The sequence below is a fragment of the Rhodanobacter sp. Soil_C_14 genome (assembly GCF_057657335.1).
The window spans coordinates 101,731-115,984 of the sequence record NZ_JBDGIQ010000006.1; the positions used below are offsets into that span (position 1 = coordinate 101,731).

Annotated in this window: 11 protein-coding genes; 8 read left to right on the forward strand and 3 right to left on the reverse strand. The window is 66.0% G+C overall.

The genetic code is table 11. The annotated features are described in order from the left end of the window. The first annotated feature begins 38 nt into the window (after nucleotides 1-38). The 7 genes from recF (at nucleotide 39) to AC3A56_RS14680 (ending at nucleotide 7,635) form a co-directional block, all read left to right on the forward strand. Entirely contained in the window at nucleotides 39-1,118 is a 1,080-nt protein-coding gene (gene recF / locus AC3A56_RS14650) for a DNA replication/repair protein RecF (protein WP_487770817.1), read from the forward strand. Nucleotides 1,119-1,211: 93 nt separating this feature from the next. After that, nucleotides 1,212-3,644 (forward strand): DNA topoisomerase (ATP-hydrolyzing) subunit B, encoded by a 2,433-nt coding sequence (gene gyrB / locus AC3A56_RS14655; protein WP_487770818.1) that lies wholly within the window; start codon nucleotides 1,212-1,214, stop codon nucleotides 3,642-3,644. 156 nt (nucleotides 3,645-3,800) lie between these two features. Next, on the forward strand, nucleotides 3,801-5,087 hold the full coding sequence (locus AC3A56_RS14660) for a tetratricopeptide repeat protein (RefSeq protein WP_487770819.1): 1,287 nt from the start codon (nucleotides 3,801-3,803) through the stop codon (nucleotides 5,085-5,087). Nucleotides 5,088-5,300: 213 nt separating this feature from the next. Further along, the gene (locus tag AC3A56_RS14665) at nucleotides 5,301-5,960 is read left to right on the forward strand and encodes an energy transducer TonB (protein WP_487770820.1); all 660 of its coding nucleotides are present in this window, start codon (nucleotides 5,301-5,303) and stop codon (nucleotides 5,958-5,960) included. 98 nt (nucleotides 5,961-6,058) lie between these two features. Continuing rightward, the gene (locus AC3A56_RS14670) at nucleotides 6,059-6,790 is read left to right on the forward strand and encodes a MotA/TolQ/ExbB proton channel family protein (protein WP_007809815.1); all 732 of its coding nucleotides are present in this window, start codon (nucleotides 6,059-6,061) and stop codon (nucleotides 6,788-6,790) included. Between the two features lie 11 nt (nucleotides 6,791-6,801). Then, complete coding sequence (locus AC3A56_RS14675; RefSeq protein ID WP_007809813.1) at nucleotides 6,802-7,224, forward strand: ExbD/TolR family protein; 423 nt, start codon at nucleotides 6,802-6,804, stop codon at nucleotides 7,222-7,224. 6 nt (nucleotides 7,225-7,230) lie between these two features. After that, entirely contained in the window at nucleotides 7,231-7,635 is a 405-nt protein-coding gene (locus AC3A56_RS14680; protein ID WP_040673554.1) for an ExbD/TolR family protein, read from the forward strand. Nucleotides 7,636-7,720: 85 nt separating this feature from the next. Here AC3A56_RS14680 and AC3A56_RS14685 read toward each other — a convergent pair whose 3' ends face one another. Both AC3A56_RS14685 and AC3A56_RS14690 read right to left on the reverse strand, forming a co-directional pair. Further along, nucleotides 7,721-8,464 carry a pyridoxine 5'-phosphate synthase gene (locus tag AC3A56_RS14685; RefSeq protein ID WP_487770821.1) on the reverse strand — a complete coding sequence of 248 codons (744 nt, stop codon included), beginning with the start codon at nucleotides 8,462-8,464 and terminating at the stop codon, nucleotides 7,721-7,723. A gap of 106 nt (nucleotides 8,465-8,570) precedes the next feature. Continuing rightward, nucleotides 8,571-9,215 carry a 4'-phosphopantetheinyl transferase family protein gene (locus AC3A56_RS14690; RefSeq protein WP_487770822.1) on the reverse strand — a complete coding sequence of 215 codons (645 nt, stop codon included), beginning with the start codon at nucleotides 9,213-9,215 and terminating at the stop codon, nucleotides 8,571-8,573. An 80-nt stretch (nucleotides 9,216-9,295) separates the two neighbouring features. Here AC3A56_RS14690 and AC3A56_RS14695 point away from each other — a divergent pair, with 80 nt between their 5' ends. Next, nucleotides 9,296-12,760, forward strand: a complete 3,465-nt coding sequence (locus tag AC3A56_RS14695) for a hybrid sensor histidine kinase/response regulator (RefSeq protein ID WP_056762893.1) — start codon at nucleotides 9,296-9,298, stop codon at nucleotides 12,758-12,760. A 39-nt stretch (nucleotides 12,761-12,799) separates the two neighbouring features. Here the strand turns inward: AC3A56_RS14695 and AC3A56_RS14700 are convergent, their stop codons facing one another. Beyond that, complete coding sequence (locus tag AC3A56_RS14700; RefSeq protein ID WP_487770823.1) at nucleotides 12,800-14,245, reverse strand: glutamate synthase subunit beta; 1,446 nt, start codon at nucleotides 14,243-14,245, stop codon at nucleotides 12,800-12,802. Nucleotides 14,246-14,254: the final 9 nt, after the last annotated feature.

Here is a 14,254-nt window from a genome sequence, read left to right on the forward strand (position 1 = left end):
GAGGAACTCCGGCGTTGCTGTTTGCGGCGTGGCTACGCATGAACATCGAACAGCTGCGCATTGCCGGCCTGCGCTGCTTCGGCGAGGCAGCCGTGGCGCTGGACCCCGGCATCAATGTCTTTACCGGCGACAACGGCGCGGGCAAGACCAGCGTGCTGGAAGCGGTGTTCCTGCTGTCCCACGGCCGCTCCTTTCGTAGCGGCGCGAAGGATGCCTTGTTGCAGCGAGGGGCATCGGGACTGTCCATCTTCGCCGAACTGCGCCATGCGGATGGCCGACTCGCGCGGCTCGGCTTGGGGCGGACGGGATCCCGCTGGGAAGGGCGGATCGACGGACTCAACGCTCCGTTGGGCGAACTCGTTCGGGAGTGTGCCGTGGTCTGTTTTGATCCCGGTTCGCACGCACTCATCTCCGGGGGTGCTGAGGAACGCCGCCGCTATCTCGACTGGGGCGTGTTCCACGTGGAACATCAGTTCCTGTCGACCTGGCGCCGTTATCAGCGGGCTCTGAAACAACGGAACAGCCTGCTGCGCAGCTACCCGCTGGCCACTGACGCACTCTTCCTGCCCTGGGAAGCCGAGCTGGCCCAGACGGGGCAGCAGATCGACCTGCAACGGCAGGCGTATCTCGATCTGTTGCGACCCAGGCTGGCCCGAAGCATGGAAGGACTGCTGGGTGAGCTGGGCGCACTGGAGCTGCGCTATCGCCGGGGGTGGGCGGAAGATCAGGACCTGGCCTCACAGTTGCGCGTCCATCGGGAGAGGGACGTCGCTCGTGGGCACACCACGATGGGAGTCCACCGCGCAGACTGGACGCTGGCGTTCGAGCATGCCCCGCTGCGCGAGCACCTGTCGCGCGGCCAGGGCAAGCTGGTCGCATTGGCCTGCATGCTGGCTCAAGCCGAACTCTACGCGGAGCATCACGGCGACTGGCCCATTGTCTGTCTGGATGATCTGGCTTCGGAACTCGACCAGGCCCATCAACGCGCGGTCATCGGACAATTGATGGGGGCCAGCGCCCAGATTCTGCTGACGGGTACCGAGCTGCCGGCAGCGATGCAGGGTCTGCCCGCCCGGGTGTTCCACGTGGAACAAGGCGAGCTGTCCCGCCTGCTATAATCGAAAGGTTGCATCCCCACGGATCGCATAACCCTGTCCGGCCTTTACGGCGCCGCGTCGGGCGGGTAGCTGGCGCCAGGAAACGGTCACCGCATGAACGAATCCACGAACGAATCGCACTACGACTCAAGCAACATCAAGGTCCTCAAGGGCCTGGAAGCGGTGCGCAAGCGCCCGGGCATGTACATCGGCGACACCGATGACGGCACTGGCCTGCATCACATGGTGTTCGAGGTGGTCGACAATGCGATCGACGAAGCGCTCGCGGGTTACTGCGACAAGGTGGTGGTCACCATTCTTGAAGACGGCTCGGTCAGCGTCAGCGACAACGGCCGCGGCATTCCGGTCGACATCCACCCGGAGGAAGGTCGCTCCACCGCCGAAGTCGTGATGACCGTGCTGCACGCCGGCGGCAAGTTCGACGCGAACTCGTACAAGGTCTCGGGCGGTCTGCATGGTGTGGGCGTCTCGGTGGTGAACGCACTGAGCGATCACCTGTGGCTGACGATCTATCGCGACGGTTTCGAATATCTGCAGGAGTACGCGCTCGGCGAACCGCTGTACCCGTTGAAGGAAGTCGCCCCTTCGACCCGGCGCGGTACCGTGGTGCGTTTTCTTCCCAGTCCGGCCACCTTCACCAACAACATCGATTTCCATTACGAGATTCTGGCCAAGCGCCTGCGCGAACTGGCCTTCCTCAACTCGGGCGTGACCATCGATCTGAAGGACGAACGCGGGGAAGGGCGAGCGGACACGTTCGCGTACGAGGGCGGCATCCGCTCGTTCGTGCAGCACCTGGCGCAGCTGAAGACTGCGCTGCACCCGAACGTGATCAGCCTCCTCTCCGAGCAGGACGGCATCGTCGTCGACCTCGCGATGCAGTGGACCGACTCCTATCAGGAGACGATGTTCTGCTTCACCAACAACATTCCGCAACGTGATGGCGGTACCCACCTCACCGGTTTCCGCGCCGCGCTGACCCGCTCGCTGCAGAACTACATCGAGAAGGAAGGCCTGGCCAGGAACGCCAAGGTGGCGCTGTCCGGCGACGACATGCGTGAGGGCATGATCGCGGTGCTGTCGGTGAAGGTGCCCGATCCGAAGTTTTCCTCGCAGACCAAGGACAAGCTGGTTTCCTCCGAGGTGAAGACCGCCGTGGAGCAGGCGGTCAACGAGAAGTTGAGCGAGTTCCTGCTGGAACACCCGAACGAGGCAAAGGCGATCGCCTCCAAGGCGGTCGATGCCGCGCGTGCCCGCGAGGCTGCGCGCAAGGCGCGTGAGATGACTCGCCGCAAGGGCGCGCTGGACATCGCCGGCCTGCCCGGCAAGCTGGCCGACTGCCAGGAAAAAGATCCGGCGCTGTGCGAACTGTTCCTGGTCGAGGGTGACTCCGCCGGCGGCTCCGCCAAACAGGGCCGCAACCGCAAGACCCAGGCCGTGCTGCCACTGAAGGGCAAGATCCTCAACGTCGAGAAGGCGCGCTTCGACAAGATGCTGTCCTCCGCCGAAGTCGGCACCCTGATCACCGCGCTGGGCACGGGTATCGGCAAGGACGATTACAACCCGGACAAGCTGCGCTACCACCGCATCATCCTGATGACCGACGCCGACGTCGACGGCTCGCACATCCGCACCTTGCTGCTGACCTTCTTCTATCGCCAGATGCCGGAGCTGATCGAGCGCGGGCACGTCTATATCGGCCTGCCGCCGCTGTACAAGGTGAAGCAGGGCAAACAGGAGCTCTACATCAAGGACGACGCGGCGCTGAACGACTACCTGATCTCCAGCGCGGTCGACAACGCTTCGCTGACCTACAGCCCGGATGCGCCGCCGATCACCGGCGAGGCCCTGGAAAGGCTGTTGCGAGGCTATCAGCACGCACTGGATCAGATCGCCAAGCTGGCGCATCGCTTCGATGCGGCGGTGTTCAACGCGCTGCTTGAACACCCACCGATCCATGCCGAGCTCTGGGCCGATGAAGCCGCCATGCAGGCATGGCTTGATGGCGCCGCCGGGCGGCTGGCCGCCAGTGGCCTGGGCAAACCGCACTACCGCATGGCGTTGCGCCCGGCGCAGGGCGAGCAGGTGGCCGCGATCGAGGTGGTCAGGGAACAGCACGGGCTGACCCATACCTGGCTGTTGCCGCAGCCGTTCTTCAGCAGCAACGAATTCCGGCCGATCCTGGCGATGAGCCAGCAGATCGCCGGCATGATCCAGCCCGAAGCCGTCGTACGTCGTGGCAACGCCTCGCGTGGCGTGCTGAGCTTCCTGGAAGCACGCAACTGGCTGCTGGACGAGGCCAAGAAGGGCCGCAGCATCCAGCGCTTCAAGGGTCTGGGCGAAATGAATCCCGAACAGCTGTGGGACACCACCGTGAATCCGGAAACCCGGCGCATGCTGCAGGTGGGCATCGAGGACGCGATCGCCGCCGACCAGATGTTCTCGATGCTGATGGGCGAAGCCGTGGAGCCGCGTCGCGACTTCATCGAGGCCAACGCGCTGAAGGTGGCCAATCTCGACATCTGACCATTCGCCAGAGTATGCACGAGTCGTCGCCAAGTGGTTGATTTTCAACAAGCTTTCATGCGGCGTTGCAGCTTGTTATCGCACGCCGGCTCGGGTTAATCTCCATAGTTCCCCCGCGTCACTCGATCGATACGCGCAGACAAAACGAGGATCACCATGAAGCATGTCCGTGGATTGACCATGCTGGCGAGTGCGGCATTGTTGCTCGGCCTTGCCAGCAGCCCGGTACTGGCGCGCAAGCACGACGATACGCCGAAGAAGGAAGTGCTCTATCCCGACACCAGTCGCAAGGAGCCGAAGCTCGACCTGACCAGCGCAAAGGACCAGAAGAACCTCAACGAGGGTCTGGACGCGGTCAACGCGGGCGACAAGGCCAAGGCTCAGCAGATCCTGCAGCCGATCATCGATGGCAGCAAGAGCAAGTACGCGCAGTCGCTGGCCCTCCAGGGCTTGGCCAACCTCGCCTACAATGACGGTGACGTCAAGGGAGCGATCAGCCTGCTGCAGCGCTCGTTGGCCATCGGCGTGCTGCCGAACGACACCTACTTCCAGCTGCAATACATGCTCGCCCAGTTCCAGCTGGCTGACGAGCAGTACCAGGCTGCACTCGACACCGTCGCCAAATGGCGCACCGATGGCAAGAAGGAAACCGCCGATTCCTACGCGCTCGAGGGCAGCGCGTATTACCGTCTCGCCAAGTATCCCGAAGCGATCGCCGCGATCACCAAGGCCAAGTCGCTGACCACCAAGGCCGAGCCGAACTGGGATCAGATCCTGATGGCCAGCTACGCCGAATCCGGCCAAGACGACAAGGCCGCCGCACTGGCGACCAGTCAGCTCAATTCGAATCCAAACGACCCCAATGCGCTGAACAATGCCGTGGCTGTGCTGATGCAGGCGCACAAGTACCCGGAAGCGATCCAGTTGATGGAGAAGGCTCGTGCGGCCGGTACGCTGACCAAGGAATCACACTATGTGAACCTGGCCAAGCTGTACCTGATCACCGGTCAGGAAAGCTCCGATCCCGCCCCGAACGCCGCCAAGGCCACCCAGGTCCTCGAAGAGGGCATGAGCAAGGGTGTGGTCAAGCCGACGGCAGAGACGTACGTGCTGCTCGGTCAGGCCGCCGAGATCGGCAACAAGATCGACAAGGCCGTCGGCTATTACACGAAAGCCCAGCCGCTCGCCGGCGACGGCGAGCCCGCGCTTCGGGCCAGCCGCCTGATGCTCAGCGAAAGCAAGTACAAGCAGGCCAAGACCATGGTCCAGACCGCCATCGACAAGGGCGTCAAGGAGAAGGGCAAGGCCTACATGATCCTGGCCGAAAGCGAACGCGGCATGAAGAACAAACCCGCTGCTGTCGCTGCCATGAAAAAGGCCGCGCAGGATCCGGAAACCGCCGCGAAGGCCAAGGCCTGGTTGCAGAAGGCCGGTGCCGGCTGAAAGCAGAAAGATCATGGCAAGCTGCGGGATGGAATGGCCGTCAATCCGCCCCGCAGCGCTATACAAAAGCCATGTGCTGTTGTAACGTTGAAACCTTCCCCTGCGTCTCCCCAGTGGCAAGTTCTCTCCGGCTCCGTCCAGGCATCAGACGGATCCGGGCCAAGCCCTGCGGCAACGTTCTCTTCCGATTGATCAGCTCCAGACTAGTGACAGATGGCCTCAAGTAACGAAGAAATCGGGCGCGAGCCATTCAGTTGGAAGCGCACCTGGGCATTGGCTGTAGCTATTGGGCTGCACGCGTTTGCGTTCCTGTTGATCGTGGCGCCCATGGCGCCACCGCATCAGAACCACAAGGAGAAGGAACGCATCGTCCAGGTGAACTTCATCGAACCGCCGCCGCCGCCACCGCCGCCACCGCCGCCGCCGCCGGAGCCGCCGAAGCAGCCGCCACCGAAGGTCATCAAGCAGGTTGTGCCGCCACCGACGCCGCCGCCGCCGACTCCGCCACCTCCGGTGGAAGAAGTCTCGGCGAACGCGACCCCGGCGCCGCCGCCTGCGCCGCCTGCTCCACCGGCGCCGCCGTCGGACATCACGGCCAGTTCGGACCTCAGCTACAACAGTCGTCTGCAGCCAAAGTACCCGCCGCAGGCGATCCGCCAGCGGCATGAAGGTACGGTGGTGCTGATGATCCTGGTGGGCGTGGATGGTTCGCCGAAGGACATCAAGATCGATCGGTCCAGCGGTTACCATGAACTTGACCGTGCAGCGATGGATGCGGCACGTCGTTGGCGCTTCAATCCAACGATTCGAAATGGACAAAAAGTCGAGGGGTACGCACGCGTTCCCGTCAACTTCAATCTCAACCAGCTGTAACCGGCTTACCCCGGTTTACAGTTACAGTTCACGCTTGACTTCCCTAGGGTAGCGTTATGTTCCTACAGACTCCTGCAACGACCGATGCCGCACAGGCCATGGGTGGCAATACCAACGCCGAAGCCATGAAACAGATGGGCTTCGACAACCTGATCCAGAACTTCGACTGGCTCGGCTGGGTCGTCTTCGTGACCCTGGTCGTGATGTCGTTCCTGTCGTGGTACTTCATCATCGCCAACGGCATCCGCAATGCCACCGTCCGCGCTCGCGCCGACAAGGTCATCGACGGCTTCTGGGGCAACGGCTCCACCCAGGACGCGATCCGCGAACTCGAGGCGCAGCCGCGCAGCGAGCCGTTCTCGAAGATTGCGCTGGACGCTGCCTCGGCGGTTGCCCATCACCAGCAGGCCACCGCGGCTGCCGGCACCACCGGTCGTCTGGCCGAGTCGCTGAGCCGTTCGGAGTTCATCGATCGCGCCCTGCGTCAGGCCGTGGCTCGCGAGAGCCTGCGTCTGGAAGGCGGCATGACCCTGCTCGCCACCGTCGGTTCGGCGGCTCCGTTCGTCGGTCTGCTCGGTACGGTGTGGGGCATCTACCACGCGCTGATCCGCATCGCCGCTTCGGGCAACGCCTCGATGAACGCCGTGGCCGGCCCGGTCGGTGAGGCGCTGATCATGACCGCCTTCGGTCTGTTCGCCGCTATCCCGGCGCTGTTCGCGTACAACTTCTTCAGCCGCTCGAACCGCCTGACCTACGCCCGCTTCGACGAATTCGCACACGACCTGCACGACTTCTTCGCTACCGGTTCGCGCGTCGACAGCTCGAAGTGAGGGATTGACCCATGGCGATGAGCACTGGAGGCAATTCCGGCGGTCCGATGTCGGAAATCAACGTCACGCCGCTGGTCGACGTGATGCTGGTTCTGCTGATCATCTTCATGATCACCGCGCCACTGATGTCGCACTCCATCACGATCGACCTGCCTACCGCCAATCCAAAGACCAAGGAACCGGAAATGGTGGTTCCGCCCCTGGATCTGGCGGTCAAGCAGGACGGCAGCATGTACTTCAATGACCATGCGGTCACGGAAGCCGAGCTGAGGTCGCTTCTGGCGGTGAACGCCCAGAAGTCGCCCCAGCCGGAGCTGCAGATCCGCGCGGACAAGGGCACCGAGTTCAAGATCGTGAAGAAGATCATCGGCGACACGAAGGATTCCGGCATGGTGCATGTCGCCTTCATGACCACTGACGCGCCGAAGGGGTGACCTGAGATGGCTTTCACTACCAAGACAACAGGTCCGATGTCGGAGATCAACGTCACGCCGCTGGTCGACGTGATGCTGGTCCTGCTGATCATCTTCATGATCACGGCGCCGGTGCTGGCCCACAAGATCCAGGTCGACCTGCCGCAGCCGAACGTGAACAATCCGCCGCCGACCAATCCGCTCGATCCGATTCATCTGAAGATCGATCAGGCCGGTGCGCTGTATTGGAATGACACCCCGGTCGACGAACTCGGCCTGAAAGCCCAGCTGGCGGTGATCGCGCAGCAGAGCAATCAGCCGGAGATCCAGATCGCGGCAGCCGACGGCGTGGCCTACGAGCACGTGGCCCGCGTGCTGGCGGATGCGAAGAGCTACAACCTGGTCAAGATCGGCTTCACCGAAGACTTCTGATCGGGCTGCCTCGGCAGCATGCAACAGACAAGACCCCCGCCCCGTGCGGGGGTTTTTGTTGGTGTGACGGTTTGTCGGAACGGTGTCAGCGCAGGATCTGCAGGTAGTTGCGCACGGTGGTGCCAAGTCCCTCGTACAAGGCCTCGCCAATCAGTGCGTGTCCGATGGACACCTCGGCCAGGCCGGGAATCGCGGCGCGGAAGGTGCCCAGGTTCGCCTGGCTGAGATCGTGCCCCGCGTTCACGGCCAGCCCGGCCTGTTGCGCGCGCCGCGCGGTGTCCGCACAAGCGGCCAGCACCGTGGCGGGCTGGCCGTCGGCAAAAGCCTGGGCGTAGGGCCCGGTGTAGATCTCGATGCGCTGTACCCCGATCACCGCGGCCAGGTCGAAATCCTGGCTGCCGGCGTCGACGAACAGGCTGACCCGGCAACCGAGATCGCACAACTCGCCCACCAGCGGGCGCAGCTGCGCAATGTCCCGGCGCAGGTCGAAGCCGTGATCGGAGGTGATCTGGCCATCGCCATCGGGAACCAGGGTCACCTGGGTGGGACGCACTTCGCGGGCCAGTTCGACCAGGCCCGGATAGTCTCCCCGCGCGCCGGCAAACGGGTTGCCTTCGATGTTGTATTCGACCCGTCCGCGCAGCATCGCGGCGAGCGCCCGCACGTCGTGTGGGCGCACATGGCGCTGATCGGGCCGGGGATGGACGGTAATGCCGCCGCAGCCCGCGTCGATGCAGGTTTGCGCGGCACGGCAGATGTCCGGTTCGTCGCCGCCGCGCGAATTGCGCAGCACGGCGATCTTGTTGAGGTTGACGCTGAGCAGGGTCATGGCGTTCCGGCAATCCGCTGGGGATGAAAGGCTATCGCAAGGACGATCGGGCGAGGCGGCCGACGACCGCTACGCGGCTGTCGATCGACCGGAAACAGTGCGCCGATCACTCGCTGCTGGCAAGCGCCCCGAACCGTATCCGGCGCTCGTCCCCGCGCCACGCCAGTGCCGCGACCAGGCCGGTGTCCAGCTCGAGCCGGCGCAGTTGCCAGGCGTCGACGTCGTCACCTTGAAGGTGTCGCAGGCGCAGCTGTCCGGCATCGCTGGTGACGCTGAAGCGGTCGAGCCCGAACGCGATGCCGCGTCCCAGCGCCTTCACCACGGCCTCCTTGGCCGTCCACAGCTCCAGAAAGGCCGCGTCGCGCGCCGCCGCCGGCAACGCCGCCAGGGCCGCCGCTTCGTCGGCGCTGAAGAAGCGCCGGGCAATCTCCAGACTGCGCTGGCGCGGTCGCGCGCGCTCGAGGTCGATCCCGGGCGCCACGTGCCGCCCCACCGCGATCAGCGCCTGATCACCGCTGTGCGACCAGTTGAAGCCCAGCGACTGATCGTGGAACGCGCCCAGCGCGGGACGCCCATGCTCGCCATCCACCAGCGCCACCCGTTCCAGACTGACATCGAGATAGGCGGCAAGCACCGCGCGCAGCGGCTTCCGTCCCAGCGCCTGTCGGTAGTGCACTCGCCACACATGAATCTCGTCATCGCGCAGGGCCTCTGCTACGTTGGCAAGCACGAGTTCGGGCGGGGCGATCATCAGGGCATGGTGCCGTCCGGCCCGCCGGGGCACAAGCGCGGATCGCCCGCCGCGCCGCCCATCTGCTGGGGGAGATTGGCTTGATCCAGGGCTGGTTGCTGCTGCTGGTGTCGCTGCTCTACGTGGGACTGCTGTTCGTGGTGGCCTACGCGGGCGACCGGCGACCGCTGTATCCGCGTCAGCCGCGCCTGCGCCCGATCGTCTACAGCCTGGCGCTGGCCGTCTATTGTTCGTCGTGGACGTTCTACGGCGCCGTGGGCACGGCCGCGCGCGACGGCCTGGCCTATCTGCCGATCTATCTGGGCCCGATCCTGCTGTACGTGTTCGGTTTCGGCCTGCTGCGCCGGCTGGTGCAAGTGGTCAGGCAGCGCAACATCACGTCGATCGCCGACTTCATCGGTGCACGCTTCGGCAAGTCGCACGGGCTGGCGGCGCTGGTCGCGGTGATCGCGGTGATCGCGGTGGTGCCGTATATCGCGCTGCAGTTCAAGGCCGTGGCAATGTCGTACGGCGTGCTGGGCGGCGCGGCGTTTGGTGCGATGAAGGCGGGCGGGATCGACAGCGCGATGTGGTGTGCCGTGCTGCTGGCCCTGTTCGCGATCCTGTTCGGCACGCGCAGCATCGATGCGACCGAGCACCACCATGGCCTGATGCTGGCGATCGCGCTGGAATCGCTGATCAAGCTGTTCGCCTTCGTGGCGCTGGCGGGCTACGCGCTGTGGCGTGGCCCCGGCCTGCTCGGCACCGTGCAGCCGCCGATGGCCCAGCTGAGTCACGGACTGAGCCCGGGCTTCATGGCCCAGACGATGCTGGCCTTCTGCGCGATGTTCTGCCTGCCGCGCCAGTTCCAGATCGGCATGGTCGAATGCGAGGACGCCAGCGATCTCAGCCGCGCGCGCTGGATGGTGCCGCTGTACCTGGTGATCGTCAGCCTCGCGGTGCTGCCGATCGTGGCGGCCGGCGCGCACATGCCGCTGGTGCGCGACGGCGCGGCTGACGCGTGGGTGCTGACCCTGCCGTTGTCGCACGGCGATCGGGGCATGGCCCTGCTGGCTTTCGTGGGCGGATTCTCGGCCGCCACCGGCATGGTGATCGTGGCGGCGGTGGCATTGTCCACGATGATCAGCAACGACCTGGTGATGCCGGCCCTGCTGCGCTTCCGCCGCCTGCGGCTGGAACATCGCAGCGACCTGTCGCAGCTGGTGCTGGGCGTGCGGCGAATCGCGATCGTCCTGCTGGCGGCGATGGCCTACGCGTACTACCGCGTCGCCGCCAATGCGGAGAACCTGGCCGCCACCGGCCTGCTGGCGTTCGCCGCGGTGGCGCAGTTTGCCCCGGCCCTGGTCGCCGCGATGTACTGGCGCGGCGCCAGCCGTCGTGGCGTGGTGGTGGGCCTGGCCGGCGGCTTCATCGTATGGGTCTACACCCTGCTGCTGCCGGCGCTGATCCGCTCGGACCAGTGGCTGCAGCAGGGGCCGTTGGGCTGGGACTGGCTGCGTCCGCAGGCGCTGTTCCACCTCAGCGGCTGGGAACCGGTGATGCACGGCACGTTCTGGTCGTTGCTGGTCAACGTGGGCTGCCTGGTGTTCGTCTCGCTGCGCTTCCGGCCCAGCCTGGAAGAGCGCCTGCACGCGGCGGTGTTCATGGATGCCGATCCGGCCAGTCGCAGCGGCGCGGGCGACTGGCGTGGCCGCGTGGTGGTGGCCGACCTGCGCACGATCGCCGAACGCATCGTCGGCGAGCGCAGCAGCGCGCGCGCGTTCGAGGAGTACGGCCACCGCCTGGACAAGCCGCTGCTGCCCGGCGCCGCCGCGGATCGCGCGCTGATCCAGTTCACCGAACGCCTGCTCGCCTCGGCTGTCGGCGCGGCGAATGCGCGGCGCATCCTGATCAGCGCGCTCTCCGGCAGCGGGCTGGACCTGGCCGAGTCGATGGCGCTGCTGGACGAAGCCTCGCAGGAACTGCGCTTCAACCGCGAACTGCTGTCCACCACGCTGGAAAACGTTTCGCAGGGCATCAGCGTGGTCGACGCCAGCATGCGCCTGGTGGCATGGAACCGGCGCTACCTGGAGCTGTTCGACTATCCCGACGGCATGGTCCACGTCGGCGTGCCGGTGGCCGAGCTGATCCGCTGGAACGCCGAGCTGGGCGAGTGCGGTCCCGGCGAAGTGGACGGCCATGTGGCCAAACGCATCGACTACATGCGCGCCGGCTCCTCGCACCTGTTCCAGCGCATCCGGCCGGACGGCACGGTGATCGAGATGCACGGCCGCGCCCTGCCCGGCGGCGGCTACGTGACCACCTATACCGACGTGACCGCCTACAAGAACGCCGAGCAGGCGCTGATGGAAGCCAACGAGACGCTGGAGCTGCGCGTGGAGCAGCGCACCGCCGAACTGTCCGAAGCGCTGGTGGCCACCGCCCAGGCGCGTCGTGCGGCCGAGGCGGCGAACATTTCCAAGACGCGCTTCCTCGCCGCCGCCAGCCACGACCTGCTGCAGCCGTTGAACGCCGCGCGGTTGTTCACCTCGGCGCTGCGCCAGCATCCGGGGCTGGACAGCGAGGCCGAACAGCTGGCCGAACGCATCGATGCCTCGTTCCGCGCGGCCGAGGACCTGCTGGACGCACTGCTCGACACCTCGCGCCTGGACACCGGCAGCTATCGTCCCGACGTATCGGGCTTTGCGCTGGCCGACCTGTTCGATTCGCTGAAGGCGCAGTTCGCCGTGGTGGCCGAACAGCGTGACCTGCGCCTGCGCGTGGCGCCGACGCGACTGGCCGTGCGCAGCGATCCCCAGCTGTTGCGGCGGATCCTGCAGAACTTCCTGTCCAATGCCTTGCGCTACACGCGCCACGGCGGCGTGCTGCTGGGTGCGCGCCGGCTCGGCGACCAGGTGCGCATCGAGGTGTGGGACACCGGACCGGGGATTCCGCCGGAGCAGCGGGCGCGGATCTTCGACGAGTTCCAGCGCCTGGAGCAGCCGTCGCCGTGGGGCGAGAAGGGGCTGGGCCTGGGCCTGTCGATCTGCGACCGGCTGGCCGGCATTCTCGGCCATCGCCTGGACCTCGACTCACGCGTGCAGCATGGCAGCCGTTTCGCGGTGAGCGTGCCACGCAATGAAAGCGTGCCGATGCGGCGTCGGCGCGTGGCGCGCAGCGGCCCGGACACGCAGCTGCCGCTGACCGTGCTGTGCCTGGACAACGACGAGTCGATCCTCGACGGCATGCGCGCGTTGCTCGGGCGCTGGGGCATCGACTGCCGCACCGCGGTCGACGTGGACCAGGCGCGGGCGGAACTGCGGCGTGGTCCGATCGACCTGATCCTCGCCGACTACCACCTGGCCAACGATGTCGATGGCCTGCAGGCCCTGCAGCAACTGCGCGACGCGGTGGTGCAGATGCCGCCGGCGGCGATCATCACCGCCGACGGCAGCAGCGAGCTGAAGCAGCGGGCACGGGCGCTGGGTTACCCGCTGTTGCACAAGCCGGTGAAGCCGGCGGCCCTGCGCGCGCTGCTGGCTGCGCCGCTGCGCGGCCAGCACTAGCCCAGCCAGCACTAGCTCAGCCAGCACAGTTCAGCCAGCTCAGCGCGGCAGCAGCGAACTGCCCATCAGGTACTCGTCGACCGCACGAGCGCACTGGCGGCCTTCGCGAATCGCCCACACCACCAGCGACTGCCCGCGCCGCATGTCGCCGGCGGCGAACACCTGGTCGACGCTGGTGCGGTAGTCGTCGGTGCCGGCCCTGGCGTTGCCGCGGGCGTCCTTCTCCACGCCGAACGCGTCCAGCACATGCTGCAGCGGCGAGACGAAACCCATCGCCAGCAGCACCAGCCCGGCGGGCACCTCGAACTCGCTGCCGGCGATCTCGGTCATCCGGCCGTCCTTCCACTCCAGCCGCACCGCGGTGAGGCTGCGCACGTTGCCCGCGCCGTCGTCGTTGAAACACTTGGTGGCCACCGCCCAGTCGCGCTGGCAGCCTTCCTCGTGCGAGCTCGAAGTGCGCAGGCGAATCGGCCAGTACGGCCACACCAGCGGCTTGTTCTCCTGCACCGGCGGTTGCGGCAGCAGCTCGAACTGGGTCACCGACGCGGCACCGTGGCGATTGGAGGTACCCACGCAATCCGAGCCGGTGTCGCCGCCGCCGATCACCACCACGTTCTTCGCGGTGGCCAGGATCTGCCGGTCGAGCCGGTCGCCGGCGACCACCTTGTTCTGCTGCGGCAGGAAGTCCATCGCGAAATGCACGCCGTTCAGTTCGCGCCCGGGTACCGGCAGGTCGCGCGGCGTCTCGGCGCCGCCGGCGATCACCACCGCGTCGAAATCCTGCTTCAGCTGATCGGGCGTGATCGTCTCGCCGGCCCTTCCCGCGGCGGCATCGCCCACGAAAACGCCGGTGCGGAACTGTACGCCTTCGCCGCGCAACTGCTCCACGCGGCGATCGATCAGCATCTTGTCCAGCTTGAAATCCGGGATGCCATAGCGCAGCAGGCCGCCGATGCGGTCGTTCTTCTCGAACACCGTCACCGCATGTCCCGCCCGCGCCAGCTGCTGCGCGGCGGCGAGTCCGGCCGGACCGGAGCCGACCACGGCGACGCTCCTGCCGCTGGGCCGCGCCGCCGGTTGCGCGGTGACCCAGCCTTCTTCCCAGCCCTTGTCGATGATCTTGTGCTCGATCGACTTGATGCCCACCGCCTCGCTGTTGATGTTCAGCGTGCACGCCGACTCGCACGGCGCCGGGCAGATCCGCCCGGTGAACTCGGGGAAGTTGTTGGTCGAGTGCAGCACTTCGAGCGCGCGCCGCCAGTCCTGCTGGTGGACCAGCTCGTTGAAGTCGGGGATCAGGTTGTTGACGGGGCAGCCGTTGTGGCAGAACGGAATGCCGCAATCCATGCAGCGCGCGGCCTGGGTCGACGCGTCGGCGTCGCCCAGATGGCGGATGAACTCGCGCCAGTGCTTCTTGCGCTGTGCGGGCGCCTCGCTGGTTTCGCTGAGCCGCGGATAGTCGAGAAAGCCGGTGATCTTGCCCATCTGTCTTCC